Source organism: Propioniciclava sp. LT432 (assembly GCF_059515965.1).
Genome location: NZ_JCAKNE010000001.1, coordinates 90,481 through 109,017 on the forward strand (window position 1 = coordinate 90,481; position 18,537 = coordinate 109,017).

General features: G+C 69.9%; 17 protein-coding genes. 7 read left to right on the forward strand and 10 right to left on the reverse strand.

Translation table 11 applies throughout. From position 1 onward, the window contains the following. Positions 1–68 precede the first annotated feature (68 nt). Both AC5YDV_RS00415 and AC5YDV_RS00420 read right to left on the reverse strand, forming a co-directional pair. Complete coding sequence (locus tag AC5YDV_RS00415) at positions 69–1,022, reverse strand: sigma-70 family RNA polymerase sigma factor (RefSeq protein WP_496181625.1); 954 nt, start codon at positions 1,020–1,022, stop codon at positions 69–71. A gap of 189 nt (positions 1,023–1,211) precedes the next feature. After that, entirely contained in the window at positions 1,212–3,341 is a 2,130-nt protein-coding gene (locus tag AC5YDV_RS00420) for a S9 family peptidase (RefSeq protein ID WP_496181626.1), read from the reverse strand. A 136-nt stretch (positions 3,342–3,477) separates the two neighbouring features. On the opposite strand from AC5YDV_RS00420, the gene AC5YDV_RS00425 reads away from it, so the two are divergent. After that, entirely contained in the window at positions 3,478–4,947 is a 1,470-nt protein-coding gene (locus AC5YDV_RS00425) for an RNA polymerase sigma factor (protein ID WP_496181627.1), read from the forward strand. On the opposite strand, the gene AC5YDV_RS00430 is transcribed toward AC5YDV_RS00425, so the two are convergent. After that, on the reverse strand, positions 4,935–5,456 hold the full coding sequence (locus AC5YDV_RS00430; protein ID WP_496181628.1) for an O-acetyl-ADP-ribose deacetylase: 522 nt from the start codon (positions 5,454–5,456) through the stop codon (positions 4,935–4,937). The two genes, AC5YDV_RS00425 and AC5YDV_RS00430, sit on opposite strands and share 13 nt — an antisense overlap. A gap of 76 nt (positions 5,457–5,532) precedes the next feature. Between AC5YDV_RS00430 and AC5YDV_RS00435 the strand changes: the two genes are divergently transcribed. Continuing rightward, positions 5,533–6,519: an LLM class flavin-dependent oxidoreductase gene (locus AC5YDV_RS00435; RefSeq protein ID WP_496181629.1), complete on the forward strand. Its 987-nt coding sequence runs from the start codon at positions 5,533–5,535 to the stop codon at positions 6,517–6,519. 69 nt (positions 6,520–6,588) lie between these two features. Here the strand turns inward: AC5YDV_RS00435 and AC5YDV_RS00440 are convergent, their stop codons facing one another. Continuing rightward, on the reverse strand, positions 6,589–6,780 hold the full coding sequence (locus AC5YDV_RS00440) for a DUF7455 domain-containing protein (protein WP_496181630.1): 192 nt from the start codon (positions 6,778–6,780) through the stop codon (positions 6,589–6,591). A gap of 183 nt (positions 6,781–6,963) precedes the next feature. Between AC5YDV_RS00440 and AC5YDV_RS00445 the strand changes: the two genes are divergently transcribed. Both AC5YDV_RS00445 and AC5YDV_RS00450 read left to right on the forward strand, forming a co-directional pair. Further along, complete coding sequence (locus AC5YDV_RS00445; protein WP_496181631.1) at positions 6,964–9,075, forward strand: DNA gyrase/topoisomerase IV subunit B; 2,112 nt, start codon at positions 6,964–6,966, stop codon at positions 9,073–9,075. 34 nt (positions 9,076–9,109) lie between these two features. Then, positions 9,110–9,604 (forward strand): beta-class carbonic anhydrase, encoded by a 495-nt coding sequence (locus AC5YDV_RS00450; RefSeq protein ID WP_496181632.1) that lies wholly within the window; start codon positions 9,110–9,112, stop codon positions 9,602–9,604. Between the two features lies 1 nt (position 9,605). On the opposite strand, the gene AC5YDV_RS00455 is transcribed toward AC5YDV_RS00450, so the two are convergent. The 5 genes from AC5YDV_RS00455 to AC5YDV_RS00475 all read right to left on the reverse strand — a co-directional run bounded on the left by AC5YDV_RS00455 (position 9,606) and on the right by AC5YDV_RS00475 (position 14,659). Beyond that, positions 9,606–10,094 (reverse strand): SRPBCC family protein, encoded by a 489-nt coding sequence (locus AC5YDV_RS00455; RefSeq protein WP_496181633.1) that lies wholly within the window; start codon positions 10,092–10,094, stop codon positions 9,606–9,608. 1 nt (position 10,095) lies between these two features. Beyond that, positions 10,096–10,425, reverse strand: coding sequence for an ArsR/SmtB family transcription factor (locus AC5YDV_RS00460; protein ID WP_496181634.1), 330 nt, complete (start codon positions 10,423–10,425; stop codon positions 10,096–10,098). A 31-nt stretch (positions 10,426–10,456) separates the two neighbouring features. Then, a complete protein-coding gene (locus AC5YDV_RS00465; protein ID WP_496181635.1) occupies positions 10,457–10,936 on the reverse strand; it encodes a hypothetical protein in 480 nt (159 codons plus the stop codon). A 6-nt stretch (positions 10,937–10,942) separates the two neighbouring features. Continuing rightward, complete coding sequence (locus tag AC5YDV_RS00470; RefSeq protein WP_496181636.1) at positions 10,943–13,513, reverse strand: DNA gyrase/topoisomerase IV subunit A; 2,571 nt, start codon at positions 13,511–13,513, stop codon at positions 10,943–10,945. 111 nt (positions 13,514–13,624) lie between these two features. Beyond that, entirely contained in the window at positions 13,625–14,659 is a 1,035-nt protein-coding gene (locus tag AC5YDV_RS00475) for an App1 family protein phosphatidate phosphatase (RefSeq protein WP_496181637.1), read from the reverse strand. Positions 14,660–14,713: 54 nt separating this feature from the next. Between AC5YDV_RS00475 and AC5YDV_RS00480 the strand changes: the two genes are divergently transcribed. From AC5YDV_RS00480 to AC5YDV_RS00490, 3 genes are read left to right on the forward strand one after another with little or no spacing between them, the layout of a single operon-like run. Further along, the gene (locus AC5YDV_RS00480; RefSeq protein ID WP_496181638.1) at positions 14,714–15,274 is read left to right on the forward strand and encodes a DUF5998 family protein; all 561 of its coding nucleotides are present in this window, start codon (positions 14,714–14,716) and stop codon (positions 15,272–15,274) included. Positions 15,275–15,276: 2 nt separating this feature from the next. Next, entirely contained in the window at positions 15,277–16,404 is a 1,128-nt protein-coding gene (locus AC5YDV_RS00485) for an alkaline phosphatase family protein (protein WP_496181639.1), read from the forward strand. After that, positions 16,404–17,051, forward strand: coding sequence for a thymidine kinase (locus AC5YDV_RS00490; RefSeq protein ID WP_496181640.1), 648 nt, complete (start codon positions 16,404–16,406; stop codon positions 17,049–17,051). The genes AC5YDV_RS00485 and AC5YDV_RS00490 overlap by 1 nt, the downstream gene beginning before the upstream one ends. Positions 17,052–17,337: 286 nt before the next feature. Here the strand turns inward: AC5YDV_RS00490 and sepH are convergent, their stop codons facing one another. Then, a complete protein-coding gene (sepH, locus tag AC5YDV_RS00495) occupies positions 17,338–18,534 on the reverse strand; it encodes a septation protein SepH (protein WP_496181641.1) in 1,197 nt (398 codons plus the stop codon). Positions 18,535–18,537: the final 3 nt, after the last annotated feature.

Sequence of the window (18,537 nt, forward strand, 5' to 3'; positions counted from 1 at the left end):
GACGCCCGCACACCGATGCGCCCCCGAGCTGGGCTCGGGGGCGCATGCGATGGGGTGCCGTCGAAGGGTCAGGCAGCGAGGGTGGTGTCCCGCAGCTTGGCGATGGCCTGGCGCTCGATCTGGCGGACGCGCTCCGCCGTGATGCCCCAGACGGTCGCGATGTCGGCGAGCTTGGCCTGGCGACCGTCCATCAGGCCGTAGCGTCGGCGCACCACGTCGGCGGAGCGCTCGTCGAGGCTGTCGAGGAGGTGGTCCAGGCGGGCCCGGTCCTCGGCGTCCAGCACGACCTCGTCGGGGCCGGGGGCGGAGTCGCGGGCGAGCAGGTCGCCGAGCGCGGTGTCGCCGTCCTCCTCGACCGGGGCATCCAGGGAGACGTGGTCACGGGCCAGCCGGAGCAGTTCCACGATGCGCTCCTCCTCGAGGCCGAGCTCGTCGGCGATCTCGATGACCTCGGGCTCACGCCCGAGCTTGCGCTCGAGGTTGCGCCGGGTGGCCGAGACCTGGTTGATCTGCTCGGCGACGTGCACGGGGAGGCGGACGATCCGGCCCTGCTGGGCGATGCCACGGCTGATCGACTGGCGGACCCACCAGGTCGCGTAGGTCGAGAACTTGAAGCCCTTCGTGTAGTCGAACTTCTCCACCGCGCGGATCAGGCCGGTGTTGCCCTCCTGCACCAGGTCGAGGAGCGGCATCTGGGAGCGGCCGTACTTGCGCGCCACCGACACCACCAGCCGCAGGTTCGCGGTCACGAAGCGCTTCATGGCGGCCCGACCCTGTTCGGCGACCAGCTCCAACTCCTCGGCGGTGCACTTCTTGGCCTTCCGGCCCCCGCGCTCCTTCGAGGTCACGGCGCCGGCGAGGATCTGTTCCGCGTACAGCCCGGCCTCGATCTCACGGGCGAGCTGCACCTCCTCCTCCGCGGTGAGCAGCGGGGTCTTGGCGATGCCATCGAGGTACAGCCCGACGGAGTCCTTGCCGTCGATGCCGTCAGTGGAGCGGGAACGGTGCGAGGTCGAAATCATGCGTCGTCCTTTCGTCGTCGACCAGTACAACGCGAAAGTTGCCAAATTTGTTCGGTGCACCCCCCGAACCGGCCCTGAGTGGGGCCCCCAGCTGCCAAATCAAGACCGTGGTCGTACCCGCCCCTACCCCCGGCGGGATGATGCGCGGCCCCCCTGCCGGTGACGGGCCACGCTCCGTCCGGCCGATCCTCAGCAGGCCCCCACCTGGTCGACCAGCCAGGCGAGTTCGAACGCTCGTTCGCGCCACGCCTTGTACCGACCCGAGACACCGCCGTGACCGGCCACCATCTCCGTCTTCAACAGGATCGGCCGGTCCTCTCCGTTGGTGACCACGTCACGCAGGCGCGCGATCCACTTGGCGGGCTCGGTCACCTCGACGCGCGTGTCGTTGAGGCTGGTCGTGGCGAGGATCGCCGGATAGGTCACGGGCCGGATGTTCTCGTAGGGGGAGTAGCCCTTCATGCACGCGTACACCTCGGCGTCCTCCACGGGGTTCCCCCACTCCTCCCACTCCATCACCGTCAGCGGCAGGTCGGGATTGAGGATCGTGGTGAGCGGGTCCACGAACGGGACGGCGGCGTGGACCGCCCGGAACAGGTCGGGCGCGAGGTTGACGGCCGCCCCGATCAGCAGCCCACCGGCGGAACCGCCCTCGGCCACGAGGCGATCGAGGGCCACGTACCCCTCCTGGACCAGGACGCGTCCCGAGGCGACGAAGTCGGAGAACGTGTTCGGCTTGGCGAGCAGCTTGCCGCCGTCGTACCACGGGCGCCCCAGCTCCCCGCCGCCACGGACGTGGGCGATCGCGAACACGAAGCCCCGTTCGAGGAGGCTGATCCGGCTCATCGAGAAGTAGGGCATCGTCGCGGATTCGTACGCCCCGTACCCGTAGAGGAGCCCAGGTGCAGTGCCGTCCACCGGGGTGTCGCGGTGCCGGACCAGCGACACGGGCACGCGGGTGCCGTCGTCCCCGGTGGCCCACAGCCGCTCGCTCACGTACGCGGTCGGGTCGTACGCGCCGTGGGTCGGGTGGTCGAGCACCGGCGTCTGCTTGAGCAGTCGGCGGGCTCCGGTGTCGAGGCGGTACTCCCACACGCTCGGGGGTGTCACCAACGACTCGTAGCCGAAGCGGATGCGGTCGGTGTCGAAGTCGGGCGCGTCGTCGGCCCCCACGTCGTACAGCGCCTCGTCGAACGTGAGCTCCGTGAGGACGCCGAGGGTGCCGTCCGCCTCGTGCGGCAGGATGCTGATGCCCGACAACCCGTTGGTGCGATGGTCGATGACCACGGCGGACGCGTACACGCTGACGTCGAGCAGGCGGGTCTCGGGACGCTCCTCGATGACCGTCTCCCAGTGCTCGATGCCGGGCGTGGCGAGCGGGGCGCGGCTCAGCTTGAACTGGGGGGCCCCGTCGTTGTGCAGGATCCAGACCGCGTCGGGCGCGAGCTCGACGCCGTACTCCAGTCCCGGACGCCGCGGTTGCACCACCGCCAGCTCACCGGTCGGGTCGGACGTGCGGAGCAGGTGGGTCTCCGTGGTGGTCTTCGAGGCCAGCTCGACGAACAGCCACTCGTGGTCGCGGGAGTTGCCGACACCGACCCAGAACCGGTCGTCCGACTCCTCGAAGACGAGCGTGTCGGACTCGGCTTCCGAGCCCACCTCGTGGCGCCACACCTGGTACGGGCGCCACGCGGCGTCGACCCGGAGGTAGAAGATCCAGTCGGGGCCCGCCCAAGCCCCCCCGGCGGCGATGCCGGTCAGGGGGCCGTCGATCGTCCGGCCCGAGGCCAGGTCGACGACGTACAGGTCGTAGCGCTCGTCCCCCGAGGTGTCGACCGAGTAGGCGATGCGGCTCCCGTCGGGGGAGACCTGGGCCTGGCCCAGCGAGAAGAAGTCGTGCCCCTCGGCGAGGGCCTGGATGTCGAGGATGACCTGCTCCTCGGGGGCGGGCACGGTCACGTCGGGGATCTCGTCACGCGACGTCGCGGGCAGGCGGCAGGACCGCCCGTAGTCGTGCCCCTCGGTGGTGCGCCCGTAATACCAGTAGCTGCTGCCGTCGGTGTGGGTCACGTGCAGGGGCACGGACATGTCCGTCTGCTGGGTGCGGGACTTGAGGTCGCCGTACAGTTCCTCCACCAGCGGCTCGAGGTGGGCGGTGTGCTGGGTCGTCCAAGCGTTCTCGGCCTCAAGGTAGGCGATCAGCTCGGGATCCGCCTTGTCGGCCATCCAGTGGTAGGGGTCCGCCACCGCGTCGCCGTGGACGGTGCGGACGAAGGGGCGCTGGGGCGCGTCGGGAGGGGTCTGCAGGACATCGGGCACGGCGGCCAGCGTAGCCACGGTTGCCAAGCCGCTGTTTGGGTACGACCGTAGGGCGTGCAACAATGGCCGATGCGCCGGCCGTTGACAGGTCCCGGCCGCTGCACGCCCAGAAACCGGATGAGACGAGAGGGCCCACGTGACTCAGAGCTCCAGCGCTGCCAGCGCGTCCGACAGGCCGAAGGCCACCACCAGTCGCACGCGCACCCGCAAGGTTGACGCGCCCGAAGAGTCGGCGGAGACGGCTGAGGAGAGCAAGGCCACCCGCGCGCCCCGCCGCACGACGGCGAAGGCGTCGGCCCCCGGAAAGGCCGCGCCGACGCGCTCGCGCGCCAAGGCGAAGCCCGAGCCCGAGGCGAAGGCGCCGATCGGAGACGAGGACGTCGTCGAGGAGGTCGAGGCCGAGGAGGCGCCCGAGGTGCTCGACGACGAGGGCATCGAGCTCGACGTCGAGGAGGAGACCCCGACGGTCGCCGAGGTCCTGAGCCCGGAGAAGCTCAAGGAGGTCAAGTTTGAACGGGACGGTGACGACGTGGTCCTGACCGTGGGGGGCAAGAAGCGCTCGCTGGACGAGGTCGACGAGGGACAGTTCAACGAGGGCGAGATCGCCAAGGAGGAGAAGGAGCTCGTCGAGGACGGCGGCTTCGTCGTCTCCGATGCGGACGACACCGACGAGCCGGAGCAGCAGGTGATGGCCGCCGGGGCCACCGCCGACCCGGTCAAGGACTACCTGAAGCAGATCGGCAAGGTGGCCCTGCTGAACGCCGAGCAGGAGGTCACGCTCGCCAAGCGGATCGAGGCGGGCCTGTTCGCCGACGAGTCCCTCACCGAGGGCACCGTCGATCCCACCGACGTGGACGACTACGAGTGGATCGCCGAGGACGGCCGGCGCGCCAAGAACCACCTGTTGGAGGCCAACCTGCGCCTCGTGGTCTCGCTGGCCAAGCGGTACACCGGCCGCGGCATGCTCTTCCTCGACCTGATCCAGGAGGGCAACCTGGGCCTGATCCGCGCCGTGGAGAAGTTCGACTACTCCAAGGGCTACAAGTTCTCCACGTACGCCACGTGGTGGATCAAGCAGGCCATCACCCGCGCGATGGCCGACCAGGCCCGCACCATCCGCATCCCCGTGCACATGGTCGAGGTCATCAACAAGCTCGCCCGCGTCCAGCGCCAGATGCTGCAGGACCTGGGTCGCGAACCAACCCCGGAGGAGCTCGCCAAGGAGCTCGACATGACGCCCGAGAAGGTCGTCGAGGTGCAGAAGTACGGCCGCGAGCCGATCTCGCTGCACACCCCGCTGGGCGAGGACGGCGACTCCGAGTTCGGTGACCTGATCGAGGACTCCGAAGCCGTCGTGCCCGCCGAGGCCGTCAACTTCACGCTGCTGCAGGAGCAACTGCACGACGTGCTCGACACGCTGAGCGAGCGTGAGGCCGGCGTCGTCTCGATGCGGTTCGGCCTGACCGACGGCCAGCCGAAGACCCTGGACGAGATCGGCAAGGTCTACGGCGTCACCCGCGAACGGATCCGCCAGATCGAGTCCAAGACGATGAGCAAGTTGCGTCACCCGTCGCGGTCGCAAGTCCTGCGCGACTACCTGGACTGACCCAGCGCGTCCTCGAACGCCGCCAGCAGCGGCTCGGAGAACAGCACGAAGCGCACCTCGTCGATCCCCTCGGCGGGGTGCGCTCGCGTTGCGGCGAGGGCGATGCGGGCGACGTCGCCGGCGTCCCAGCCGTAGACGCCCGCGCTGACCGCGGGGAAGCTGATCGAGTGAGCGCCCACCTCCACCGCCACGTCGAGGGAGCGGGTGAAGCAGGACGCCAGCAGGGCCGGATCGGTCTCGCCGGCGTGCCGGTTCGGGCCCACGGTGTGGATGACCCAGCGGGCCGGCAGGTCGAAGCCCGGCGTCGCGACGGCTTCGCCGACGGGCAGGCCGTGCGGCAGGCGCGTGGCGCGCAGGTTGCGGCAGGCCGCGAGGAGCTCAGGCCCGGCCGCGCGGTGGATCGCCCCGTCCACGCCACCTCCGCCCAGCAGGGACGAGTTGGCCGCGTTCACGATCGCATCCGTGGCCTCGCGGGTGATGTCGCCGAGCACGCAGGTGATGGTCGCCATGGGGCCATCCTGCCCGCTCCACGTCTCTCGTGCCCGGCTCCGGGCACCCACCGTTGACGGCGGGTACGGTCGGGGCATGGCTTCCGTTCCCGTCTCCGTCCTCGACCTCGCCACCGTCCGCAGCGGGTGGTCCAGCTCGGACGCCTTCGCCGCCACCATCGAGTTGGCCCAGGCCGCCGACCGACTGGGCGCCGCACGCTTCTGGATCGCCGAGCACCACAACATGCCCTCGGTCGCCGCCACCACCCCGCCGGTGATCATCTCCGCGGTGGCGGCCAGGACGGAGCGCATCCGCGTCGGGTCGGGGGGTGTCATGCTGCCCAACCACTCGCCCTACGTCGTCGCCGAGCAGTTCGCCGCCCTTGAGGCCCTGTACCCGGGGCGCATCGACCTCGGCATCGGGCGCGCGCCGGGAGCCGACCAGGTCACGGCCTGGGCGCTGCGACGGACCCAGGAGGGCCTCGGACACGAGGACTTCGTGGAGCACGTCCAACTGGTGTCGGCGTGGCTGAGTCCACATGGGGTGCGCGTCGGGATGGGGATGACGCTCAGGGCCACACCCGCGGCGTCCGGCTACCCCGAGATCTGGTTGCTCGGGTCGTCCGACTACTCGGCTCGTCTGGCGGCCAAGCTCGGCCTCCGGTACGCGTACGCCGGCCACTTCGGCAGCCTCGACCCGGCCGCTGTGTTCGGCTTGTACCGGGACACCTTCGAGCCCAGTGAGGCTCTCGACGCTCCGCACGCGATGCTCTGCACGTCCGCGCTCGTCGGGGCGACGCACGAGGAGGCGATCCACCTGGCGGGGCCGTCGACGATCCAGTGGATCAACATCCGGCGCGACACGCGTGAGCCGCTGCCCTCGCCCGAGGAGTCCGCGCGGCGGATCGAGGCCATGGGTGGGGTGGAGTTCTCCGGCACCAAGGTCGTCGGTACCGCGGCGGACGTGCGGTCGCGACTGGACGCCCTCGTCCAGGAGTGCCAGGTCCAGGAACTCATGCTGGTGACCACGGCGTACGAGACCCAGACCCGCATCGACACGCTCGCGGCCGTCCTCGAGCGTTGAGCCGCGCCACCGGACGCACGCGGCCCCGGCAGGATCTGCCGGGGCCGGGTCGTAGGTCCAGGGGGTTGGTCAGGACAGGCGAGCCGTCTCGTCCTGGATCTTCAGGGCGACCTGCTTCAGCTTGTCGGAGTGCGCGCGCCCGTGGTGCGCGCAGAAGAGGAGTTCTCCGCCGGAGTTCAGCGTGACTCGGAAGTACGCCTGCGCCCCGCAGCGATCGCAGCGATCCGCGGCGTTCAGGGATTCCATCACCGTCGTGCTCATGGGCCGTAATCCTTCCTGTCGGCTCGGGCACCTGTTCCAACGCGGGGGTTGGCCGGTTTGTTCCCGTGCGTTCGACGTTACCCGAGGATCACAAGGACCGGGAGAGACTCGCAGATTGTTGCGCCGGTCTGCCCCGCGAACGAGTCGGTGCCCGGAAGTGTCGGGCAGCGAGGGTAATCTGCGATGGTGACCTCCAGCAGTGCCAAGACTTCGCCGAAGCCCAAGACCGACAACCGCGACTACGAGGCGCGGCACCTCCTGGTTCTCGAGGGACTCGAGGCCGTGCGCAAGCGGCCGGCGATGTACATCGGCTCGACCGACACCCGCGGTCTGATGCACTGCATGTGGGAGATCATCGACAACTCGGTCGACGAGGCGCTGGCCGGTTTCGGCAGGCACATCGCCGTCGTCCTGCATGCCGACGGCTCGGTCGAGGTGGGCGACGAGGCGCGCGGCATGCCGGTGGACATCGAGCCGCGAACCGGCCTGTCCGGTGTCGAGGTCATCCACACCAAACTCCACGCCGGCGGTAAGTTCGGCGGGGGTTCCTACAACGCCACCGGTGGCCTCCACGGCGTCGGGGCGTCCGTGGTCAACGCCCTGAGCAGCCGCATGGACGTGGAGGTCGACCGCAACGGCGCCACGTGGGCGATGTCGTTCCGCCGCGGCGTGCCCGGCGTCTTCGATGGCCCCGGACCGGACGCGGGGTTCACCCCCGACAACACGCTCCGCAAGGTCGGGAAGGTCGCCAAGGGCACGACGGGGTCGCGCACCCGCTACTGGCCGGATCGTCAGATCTTCCTCAAGGACGCCAAGCTGTCCGGCACCCAACTCGCCGCCCGGGCCCGCCAGACGTCGTTCCTGGTCCCGGGCCTCAAGATCACCGTCGACGACCGGCGGGTCGCCGGCGACGAGCACGTCGACGTCCACCTGCACGAGGGCGGCATCTCCGAGTTCGCCGACTACCTGTCCGAGGGCGAGCCCATCACCGACGTGCTGCGCCTCCAGGGCCAGGACAAGTTCACCGAGACCGTCCCGATGCTGGACGAAGCGGGCGCCATGACACCCACCGACGTCGAGCGCGACCTCGAGGTGGACATTGCGCTGCGCTGGGGGGCCGGGTACGACGCCAAGCTCGTCTCGTTCGTGAACATCATCGCCACGCCCAAGGGGGGCACCCACGTCCAAGGGTTCGAGCGAGGGCTCGTGCGCGCCTTCGCCAAGGCGTTCGAGGGCACCCGCGGCCTGCTCAAGGCCGGCGAGGAGGTCATCAAGGAGGACATCCTCGAAGGCCTCACGGCCGTGGTCACCGTGCGGTTGGCCGAGCCGCAGTTCGAGGGACAGACCAAGGAGGTGTTGGGCACGCCCCCCGTCACGCGGCTCGTCTCCCGCATCGTCGAGCAGGAGTTGCTGGAGTTCCTGACCACCACGAAGCAGAACCTCCGGCCGATGGCCCGGGCCGTGTTGGAGAAGGCGGTCGGCGCCTCCCGCACGCGCGTCGCGGCCCGCACCCACAAGGAGAACCAGCGTCGCAAGAACGCGCTGGAGTCCAGTTCCCTGCCGCCCAAGCTGGCCGACTGTCGCAGCAACGACATGGAGCGCACCGAACTGTTCATCGTCGAGGGTGACTCCGCCATGGGCACGGCCAAGCTGGCGCGCAACTCCGAGTTCCAGGCCCTGCTGCCGATCCGCGGCAAGATCCTGAACGTGCAGAAGGCGTCCGTGGCCGACATGCTGAAGAACGCCGAGTGCGCGGCGATCCTGCAGGTGGTCGGTGCCGGCTCGGGTCGGACGTGCGACCCCGACCAGTCGCGGTACGGCAAGATCATCTTCATGGCGGACGCCGACTCCGACGGTGCCCACATCCGCACCCTGCTGGCCACGCTCTTCTTCACGTACATGCGGCCGATGATCGAGGCGGGTCGGGTCTACACGGCTGTGCCCCCCCTGCACCGGTTCGAACTCACCAACCCCAAGCGGGGCCAGGAGAAGTACATCTACACGTATTCCGAGGCCGAGTACCAGCGCAAGCTCGCCGAACTCACCAAGCGCGGTGTCGGGTTCAAGGAGCCCCAGCGCTACAAGGGGTTGGGCGAGATGGACGCCGACCAGCTCAAGGAGACGACGATGGATCCCCGGCACCGCCAACTCCGGCGCATCACCGTCGAGGAGGGTGAGTCGTTGGAGCAGGCGACGGCCACCTTCGAGAAGTTGATGGGCAACGACGTGGCGCCCCGCAAGGAATTCATCGTCGAGGGCGCCTACGCCCTGAGTGCGGAGCGCATTGACGCCTGACGCGGTGGTCCCCACAGGAGTAACGTCTGGCGTCGTGGATGACACATTCGACGACCTCCTGGCCGCCAATCGGCGCTACGCCCGTTCCGCCCCCCGCGAGTTCGACGGCATCGCCCACGCCGGCATCCTGATGCTGACCTGCATGGACAGCCGGATCGAGCCCTTGGAGATGGTGGGGCTCATGATCGGTGAGGCCAAGATCCTCCGCACCGCCGGCGGGCGCCTCACCGACGCCGCGCTCGCCGCCATGGTGATGGGCGTCCACAAGCTCAACGTGGACCGCATCATGATCGTTCCGCACACCAAGTGCGCGGCGGCGTCGATGACCGAGGAGCAGATGAAGGCCGCCATCGGCGAGATCTCCGGGGTCGAGGTCGGCGACTTCCACTTCGGCGTCGACCCCGACCAGCTGGGAAACCTCCGCAAGGACGTCGAGAGGGTGCGCAACCACCCCCTCGTGGGCCCCTTCGCCAAGGTCGGTGGGTTCGTCTACGACGTCGACACGGGCCTCGTCCACCAGGAGGTCTGAGTCAGGCGGCCAGCACCTCGTCGATCTGGTTGATCGCGCCGCTGGCACCCTCCTCGACCCCCATGTCGAGGACCTGCTGCAGGGCCTCGACCGTGTCGTAGACCGCGTGGTAGGTGGCGACCGTACCGCCGTTGCCGTCGGGCGCGAACGTGTACACGTTGTGCCCCACCGGCATGTCGGGGCTCGGCTGCAGGTCGGCATCGGCGAAGCCGTCGTCGAAGGCGAAGCGGTGGGGTTCGTCCACGTCCGTGACCTGCCACCAGCCGCCGAAGCGCTCGCCCTCGGGACTGGTCATGTAGTACGACGAGCGACCGCCGGGCCGGAGGTCGTGCTCGACGAAGGTGGCGGGGTAGGTGGGCGGCCCCCACACGCGTTCGAGCTGACGGGGGTCGGCGTAGAGGGCCCACACCCGTTCGACCGGGGCGTCGAAGTGGGCGGTGATCGTGAGGGCGCGGTTGTCGAGGTCACGGGTGATGTCGGTGACGGGCATGTCAGGGCTCCTGGGTGAGAAGGATGTCGATGCGGTCGATGCGTCCCCGCCAGACCTGCTCGAGCTCGTCGAGCATCGAGGTGACGGAGCGCACCGCTTCCACGTCGCCGCTCACCAGCTGCTGCCGCCCGCTGCGTCGTTTGCGCAGCAGGCCGGCCCGCTCGAGGACGGCCACGTGCTTCTGCACGGCGGCGAAGCTCATGTCATAGCTCGCCGACAAGGCGGAGACGGAGTGCTCCCCGGCCAGCACCCGGCGCATGATGTCGCGCCGTGTCCGATCCGAGAGCGCGTGGAACAGGGCGTCGGCCCGGTCCTCGCTCGTCCCCTCCATGAGGAACAATGTACAACCAGTTGGTTGTAAGTCAAGGGGTGTGGCTGGTGTACTCGATGAGTGTCCAGGACTGGCCGGGCAGTTGGAGGGCGGTGCACAGCCACCGCCGTGCGTCCACGTGCAGGGTGCCGACATGGGCGTGCGTCCTGGACGGGGCCAGCACCACCTGCGCGGGCCCCGCCACGCCGTCGATGACGCCGACGGGACGATAGAGGTCGCCGTCCCGACCCCAGATGGGCAACAAGGCGGGTCGGAGGAGTCCGACGACCGGGTGGACCCAGCCACGCGGACGGTCGTGGGGCACGGCGGCCGCGCCCCCGGCCGGGAACACCTGCCAGCAGCGCAGGCCGTCCGGCCCGAAGGACCACTCCGTCGCCCACGAGCGGACGCCCCAGCGGCCGTCCGACGCCACCGAGACTTCGAGCGTGTGCTCGGGGTCGGCGATCAGGGCTGACGCCGTCCGCTCCGCCGCCGCCTGGGTGAGACGGGCCAGCAGCGTGTCGACGTCCACGGCGTCCTAGAAGAGCGTGCTGTCGTCGGAGTCGACGTCCCGGGCGTCCGACAGCGGGTCATCGACCGCATCCTCGCCCGGGGTCTCGTCGACGCCTGCGGCCGCATGGGAGGCTGCGGACGGCCCCGTCGGGACGCCGTGCGTGCGGGTTCCCACCGCAGCGAGCGGCTGGGTCAGCGGCGTGCCGGAGCCGTCGCGCCGCCCCTGGTGGACGCTGCCGAACTCGATCGCCGACCCGGAGGAGGCCGAGCCGATGACCGGATCGGGGCCGGCGTACGCGGTGAGCAGCGTCGTCTCGCCCTTGAGGAAGCGGTGGCACCGGACGCCGCCGGTGGCACGCCCCTTGGAGGGGTACTCGCTGAACGGGGTGACCTTGGCCGAGCCGGCCTCGGTCCCGGGCAGGCCGGCGCCGGTTCCCGAGACGGTCACCACGCTCGCCGGAGCGTCCGGGACGTGCCCGAAGAACAGCACGGACGCCCCGGGTGCCAGCTTGATGCCGGCCACCCCGCCGCCCGAGCGCCCCTGGGCACGCACGGAGTCGGCCGGGAAGTGCAGGAGCTGGGCGTCGGAGGTGATGAAGCAGAGGTGGCCGGATTCGTCGGCCAGTTCGACGGCTCCGACGACCTCGTCCCCGGCGTCGAGGCGTATCACCTCCCAGGAGTCCTTGCCCAGGAGTTCGGGGTTGGTCCGCTTGACGACTCCGTTCCTGGTGCCGAACGCCCACCCGTGGGTGTCGTCGGACAGGGTCGTCAACGCCAGGATCCGCTCGCCCTTGTCGAGATCGACGAGCTCGGTCGCCAGGGACCCTCCCTGCAGGTTGGGTGCGTCCGCGGTGATGGCGATGGACGGCAACTCGATCGCCTGGGCGCGGATCACGCGTCCGTGCGAGGTCAGTACGCCATACTCGCCGCGCGCGGTCGTTCGGATCGCCGAGGTGATGAGGTCGTGCTGGGCGCGGCGCCCGTTCGACGGCATGGGCTGGTCGGTGTCGGCACGGGCCAACAGCCCGGTCGAGGACAACATCACCCAGCAGGGCTCGTCGGCGATCTCCAGCGGCGCAGCCTTCGCGGCCGTCACGGTGGCGCCGCCCCCGGCCAGCAGGACGGTCCGACGCGGCGTCCCGTGCAACCGGGCGACCTCGTCCAGCTCGTGCGCCACGAGGGCGCGAAGCTCGTCGTCGTTCTCGATGATCAGGGAGAGATCGGCGAGGCGCTTCTCGAGCTCGTCGCGCTCCTTCTCCAGGTCGAGGCGACTGAACTTGGTCAGCCGGCGCAGCTGCAGGTCGAGGATGTAGTTGGCCTGGACCTCGTCGAGGTCGAAGGCCTCCATGAGCTTGGCGCGCGCCTCGGGAGCGTCGTCCGAACCGCGGATGATCGCGATGACGTCGTCGATGTCGAGGATCGCCAGCAGCAGGCCGCGGACCAGGTGCAGTCGGTCGGCGGCCTTCCGGTACTGGAAGCGGGTGCGGCGCAACGTGACGTCGAGGCGGTGGTCGGCGTACACGACCAGAGCGTCCCGGAGCGAGAGCGTCTGCGGCTGGCCGTCGACGAGGGCGACCATGTTGATGCCGAAGGAGTCCTCGAGCTTGGTCGCCTTGTACAACTGCTCGAGCATCGCGTCGGGGTTGATGCCGTTCTTGACCTCGATCACCAGGCGCAGGCCGTTGGTGAGGTCGGTCAGGTCCTTCATGTCGGCGATGCCGGTGAGCTTCTTGTTCCGGACCAGCGCGGAAACCTGCTCCATGATCCGCTCCGGGCCGACCATGTACGGCAGTTCGGTGATCACGATGCCCTTGCGACGCGGGCTGGTCTGCTCGATGCGGGCCGTCGCGCGGATCTTGAACGTACCGCGTCCGGTCGCGTAGGCGTCGGCGATGCCCTCCAGGCCGACGATCTTGCCGCCGGAGGGGAGGTCGGGTCCCGGAACGAAGCGCGTCAGGTCCTCGACGGTGGCATCGGGGTGGTTCAGCAGGTGCTTGATGGCCTGGACGCACTCAACGAGGTTGTGCGGCGGGATGTTCGTCGCCATGCCGACCGCAATGCCGGTCGACCCGTTGACCAGCAGGTTCGGGAAGGAGGCGGGCAACACGACGGGCTCGGACATCTTGCCGTCGTAGTTGGGCTTGAAGTCGACCGTGTCCTGGTCGATCTCGTCCGTCATCGCGAGCGCGGCGGGGGCCATGCGGCACTCGGTGTAACGCATGGCGGCGGGACCGGCGTCCAGCGAGCCGAAGTTGCCGTGGCCGTCGACGACGGGCAGGCGCATGGCCCAGCCCTGGCCCATGCGGACCAACGCGTCGTAGATCGCCGTGTCGCCGTGGGGATGCAACTTGCCCATCACGTCACCGACCACGCGGGCGCACTTCACGTGCCCCCGGTCCGGGCGCAGGCCCATGTCGTCCATCGAGTAGAGGATGCGACGCTGGACAGGCTTGAGGCCGTCGCGCGCGTCGGGGATGGCCCGGGCATAGATCACCGAGTAGGCGTACTCGAGGAAGCTGGTCTCCATCTCCTCGGTGACGTCGATGTCCGTGATCTTCTCGATCACATCCTCGTCAACCGGCGGCTTCGCTACCACGTGCTCCCTCTTCCGTTTCTACGCCACCCGCCATTGTGCCCCACCCCAAGCCGGACGCCGTGGCTGCCACTCCGGACTGGTCCGAGGGTGGGACCCGGCGCACGGCCCCCATCAGTGGAGTCCGAGGAACTCCCGCGTCAACCGGCGCAGGCCACGCCCGTCGGAGGCCTTGAACACAGGGATGTCGCGGGGGAGGGGTTCAGCGGCGGTCAGCGGCTCCGTGGTTCCGTGGGCGAGGATCTGCTCCGCCGGGCTCAGCTGCCGGATCGCGATGGCCTCCACCTTGTCGGGGTTGGCTGCGGCGAACTCGCTGTAGATGTCGAGGTCGTGCTGCCCGTCGTCGCCGACCAGCAGCCACTGGATGCGCGGGAAGTCGACGCTCAACTGCAGCAGCGCGTTGCGCTTGTGCTCCTGCCCCGAGCGGAACCACCCCGTGTTCGTGGGGCCCCAGTCCGTCAGCAGCATCGCGCCCTGGGGGTACCGGTGCCGGCGCATGAAGCGCTTGAGGAAGCCGTGGGTGTTCCAGGCGCCGGTCGACAGGTACATGACGGCGGCGCCGGGGTGCCGCTTCAGGACGTCGGCGTAGAACACCGCCATGCCCGGGATCGCCTGCCGCGCCGCTTCGGTACGGAAGAACGAGTTCCAGGCGGCGATCAGCGGGCGGGGGAGCATCGTGGTCAGGATGGTGTCGTCGATGTCCGACACGAGGCCGAAGGTGGCGTCCGAGCCCACGACCTGGGCGTGGAACGGCTGGTCATCCGACTGTTCAGGGGCCACCGACCCGCTCTGCCAGCCGGCCGAGAGCCCGTGGCCCCGCACCCGGTGGTCGATGTAGCCGCCTCGGTCGGTGGTGCCGGTCACCCGGGCGTCGCCGATGCTGATGGTGTAGCGCGCGTGGACGCAGGGCGCCGTGATGAAGTTGCGCCACCCGCGCTGGCGCAGGAACTCCTCGGCCGCCCGACCGAGGTGGGTGTCGGCGAACGGGGGAGAGAGCACGATGCGGCCCAGCACCCGGACGAACCGGCCGTCACCGTACGCCGTGTACGGGATGACACGTTCGCGCCACCCGAGGGTGCGGAACATCTGCTCAAGGCGCCGGTCGAGGAAGAGCTCGAGGCGTGCGGCGATGAACGGCCGATTGCTCATGGGGTTCACCGTAACGGTTTTCGGCGGGCGCCCGACGCATGGGAGAATGCTGGAATGACCGCCCTGCCGACCGAGCTTCGTGACGCCATCGTGGCGTCGGGGTACTTCCCGGACTTCGTCGCCACGACCGTCGCCCAGGCGATCGGGGACGAGGAGGTTGTGGACGCCCTCGTCCACCACGAGGCCACCTTCAACGCGACCGAGCTGCACCGGCACGTCACCGTGCTGGTGCTGACGCCGACCCGCTTCATCGCCGCGCACACCGACGATGGCGAGAACCCCCACGTCCAGCAGGCGTTGACGACGGTGGAGACCGTGGGCGTGCGGAACATCCGGTCCGTCGCGCTGACGCAGGTGGCCGCCCAGCCGGAGAAGTTCGGTCGGGGCGCCCAGGGCGTGACCGAGACCTGGCTCGTCGTGAACTGGGGCGCGGTGCGCCGCCAAGAGGTTGAACCGGCCACGTGTGGCGATCCGAACTGCGAAGCCGACCACGGCTGGACCGTCCAGGACGTGGCGGACGACCTCACCGTGCGCATCAGCGCCGCCGCCGACGGCGAGGCGGCCGTCGCCAACCTCATCCGCTTCGCCGGACGGCTGCAGAGGGTGGCGATCTGACGGTGGAGGCACCGCTGGTCCCCGCGTACGGGAAGTCGACCCTGGCCGACATCGTCGGCTCGCTGGCCACCTCGATGGGCGTCGCGGGGTGGTCGGACGCGCTGGCCGTCCCGGCGTCCGACCGCTGGGTCATCATGCTGGTGGACGGACTCGGCGCGCTGAACCTCGCGGCGGCCGCCGAGGAGGCTCCCTTCCTCATGTCCCTGGTGGCGGGGGAGGCGTCGACGACGTTGACCTCGGGTGCGCCGAGCACGACGGCCACCAGCATCACGTCCCTGGGCACGGGACTCGCCCCGGGGCAGCACGGCATCGTCGGGTACGCGTTCCGCAACCCCATCGACGGCACCCACCTGAACGCCCTGACCTGGGCCCCGGGCCTGTCCGCGCTCGACGTCCAGCCGCGCCTGACCGCCTTCGAGCGTCTCGTCCGCCAGGGAGTGTCGGTGACGTCCGTCAGCCCGGCGCGCTTCGCGGGAACCGGCCTCACCGAGGCAGCGCTGCGGGGAGCGCGGTTCCAGCCGGTCCCGGATGAGGACGACCTACAGGCCCGCATGGATTGGACCGTCGACGGCGCGATGACCGGGGACAAGTCGCTGGTCTACCTCTACGAGCGGTCCTTGGACCACACCGGCCACGGCCAGGGTTGGCAGACCCCGCAGTGGCGGGAAATCCTGCACCGCATCGACACGTTCGCGCGTGACGTCCGCGCGGCGCTGCCGGACGACGTGAGACTGCTCGTCACCGGGGATCACGGGATGATCGACTCGCCGTTCGATCGTTGGATCATCGCTGAGGACGTCCCGGGCCTGACCGACGACCTCACCCTGCTGGCCGGCGAGGGGCGCTTCCGCCAGTTCTACTGCGAACCCCGCCACGTGGACGCCGTCGCCCGGCGCTGGCGGTCCGTGCTGGGGGAGCGCGCCTGGGTCGTGACCCGCGAGGAAGCGGTGGAATCCGGGTGGTTCGGTGCCGTCGACCGGCGGATGGCCGACCGCTACGGTGACGTGCTGGCGATCTGCCGCGACGACTGGGCGATCATGACCCGCACCCAGCCCAAGGAGTTCGGGCTGATCGGCATGCACGGCTCGCTGACCGAGTTCGAGATGCGCGTCCCCTTCCTGGTGGCCTGATGGCGCACCTGACCTACTTCACCGGACCGATGAACTGCGGCAAGTCCACCCTCGCGTTGCAGGTCGACTACACGAACGCGACGGCCGGACGCCGCGGGCTGCGGTTCACCTCTCAGGACCGCGGCGGAGAGGCTCGGATCAGCTCCCGCATCGGGTTGGTGGCCAGTGCCATCGAGGTCGACCGGGACTTCGACTTCTGGTCCGCCGTGACGACCGAGTTGGTGGCGGGTCGGCGGGTTGACTACCTCATCTGTGACGAGGCGCAGTTCTACACTGCGCCGCAGATCGACGCCCTCGCGCGCATCGTGGACGAACTGGACATCGACGTCTCCTGTTTCGGGATCCTCACCGACTTCCGGACCGAGCTCTTCCCCGGTTCGCGGCGCCTCGTGGAGCTGGCGGACCGCATCGAGCTGCTCCAGGCCCGGCCGCGCTGCTGGTGCGGGGAGCCGGCCACCCACAACGCGCGCCTGGTGGATGGCGTCATGGTCGTCGAGGGAGAGCAGATCGCCGTCGGTGACACCGACGGGGGCGGGGCCGGCGAGGTCGCCTACGAGGTGCTGTGCCGGGCGCACCACCGTGCCCGGCAGCCCTCGGCGGGGCGAGGGGTCGACCTCGCCCCGGAGCCGCTCCCGTTCGCCGAGTGAGGGGGCGGCAGGTGTGGGCACAACCGGTGTGGGCGGGCCCTTGGGGCACGCCCCGGGCCTCGATCCGACCCACGCGCCGCTTGAGCACACCCGAGCCGGATGTATTCGCGGGGGCCTTCCCCGAGCGGCGCGTCTGCTTGGGCGTGTGTCCCCATTCGGCGCAGGTGTCACAAGACGGAGCGCGTGTCCCTCTCCGGCGCCGCTGCCTCACGACGAAGCGTGAGCCCGCACCTGCCGAAGTCCCGGTGAGCTCGGACCTCACCCCAGCCAGGTCCAGTGTTGCGCTTCAGTCGTCCGACTTGGGCGGGTGGGGTGCGCCGAACATGATCTCGTCCCAGCTGGGGACCGAGGCGCGCTTGCGGCGTGGCCGGGGCTTCGGCTTGGGCGCCGGCTCCTCGACGTCGTCGATCAGCGACAGTTGCTCCGGCTCATCCGGGGCCGGCGGTTGCGGGACGTCCGACGGGGCATCGGCGGGCTCTTCCGCGGCCGGCGCCCGGATCGGCTCCACGCGCGGGACCAGGCCGGTCATCTCCTCGTCCGCCTCATCGGCGACCGGTTCGCGTCCGGCGTCCGGTTCGACCATCCCGACCACGACGGGGGAGGTGGGCTCGGGGGAGGCCTCCTTCGGGTGGACCAGACCGGCGTAGATCTTGACGGAATCCTCGTCGAAGCTCGACAGCATGTCGTACAGGACGTCCAGGTCGCTGCGGTCCGGGGGGACGATGTCGTAGACGCCGTCCACCTCGGTGAGGTCGCCCTCGTGGAACGCGTCGTCCGCGTCGAAGGCATCATCGTCCGGCGAGGGCCTGGGTGGCTCCTCCTCGTCCGCCTCATCGGGTTGCTCGACGCTCTCCAGGGTGGCCCGGACGAGGGCGAGCTGGTCGGAGACGCTGTCGCCGATGAGGGCGCGCCCCTCATCGTTGCCCGCCACCGAGAAGCGGCCCATGGCGTCGAAGATGAACAGGCCCTCGTGCGGCTGGCCGTCCGCCTCGAAGGCGACACGGACCTGCCAGCGGCGGTCCTCGAGCTTCCACGCATCCCAGTCCGCCGCGTCGGCGTCGACGCCCTTCACGGCCAAGGCGTCCGTCACGGCGTTGCGCAACGTGCGGTGGGAGGTGGTCTCGCCGCGTCGCCGGACCGGGTTGGTGCGGGCCAGGCCCGCGATGTAGTCACGTTCGGCGATGACGGGGGCCGCGAAGGCGTCGATGCTCTCCACGGGGACGCCGGCGGCCCGCGCCACTTCCTCGGGGGAAGCCCCGGCGCGGATCCGCGCCTGGATGTCGCGCGGCCTCAGGGCACTCTCCATCTTCAACTCCCGGCTCCAACACTCGTTGTGGCAGCGTAACCTACCCAATCTTCCCAGCAGCGTAGGCCCGACCGGGAACGCCAACACCCTCCTCGGGTTGCAGCGTCTTCTTGGGTGGGCTTGACGCGTGTGATATATGTGCGTCTGCGCATCGGCAAGCCGCCGGGCGCGCACCACCGG

Excerpts from the sequence above, each read along its gene's own strand:
- AC5YDV_RS00440 (WP_496181630.1), bottom strand. The coding sequence starts at position 6,780 with ATGAGCACGACGGTGATGGAATCCCTGAACGCCGCGGATCGCTGCGAT.
- AC5YDV_RS00415 (WP_496181625.1), bottom strand. The coding sequence starts at position 1,022 with ATGATTTCGACCTCGCACCGTTCCCGCTCCACTGACGGCATCGACGGC.
- AC5YDV_RS00435 (WP_496181629.1), top strand. The coding sequence starts at position 5,533 with ATGGCTTCCGTTCCCGTCTCCGTCCTCGACCTCGCCACCGTCCGCAGC.
- AC5YDV_RS00475 (WP_496181637.1), bottom strand. The coding sequence starts at position 14,659 with ATGAGCAATCGGCCGTTCATCGCCGCACGCCTCGAGCTCTTCCTCGAC.
- AC5YDV_RS00455 (WP_496181633.1), bottom strand. The coding sequence starts at position 10,094 with ATGCCCGTCACCGACATCACCCGTGACCTCGACAACCGCGCCCTCACG.
- AC5YDV_RS00460 (WP_496181634.1), bottom strand. The coding sequence starts at position 10,425 with ATGGAGGGGACGAGCGAGGACCGGGCCGACGCCCTGTTCCACGCGCTC.
- AC5YDV_RS00430 (WP_496181628.1), bottom strand. The coding sequence starts at position 5,456 with ATGGCGACCATCACCTGCGTGCTCGGCGACATCACCCGCGAGGCCACG.
- AC5YDV_RS00445 (WP_496181631.1), top strand. The coding sequence starts at position 6,964 with ATGGTGACCTCCAGCAGTGCCAAGACTTCGCCGAAGCCCAAGACCGAC.
- AC5YDV_RS00490 (WP_496181640.1), top strand. The coding sequence starts at position 16,404 with ATGGCGCACCTGACCTACTTCACCGGACCGATGAACTGCGGCAAGTCC.
- AC5YDV_RS00480 (WP_496181638.1), top strand. The coding sequence starts at position 14,714 with ATGACCGCCCTGCCGACCGAGCTTCGTGACGCCATCGTGGCGTCGGGG.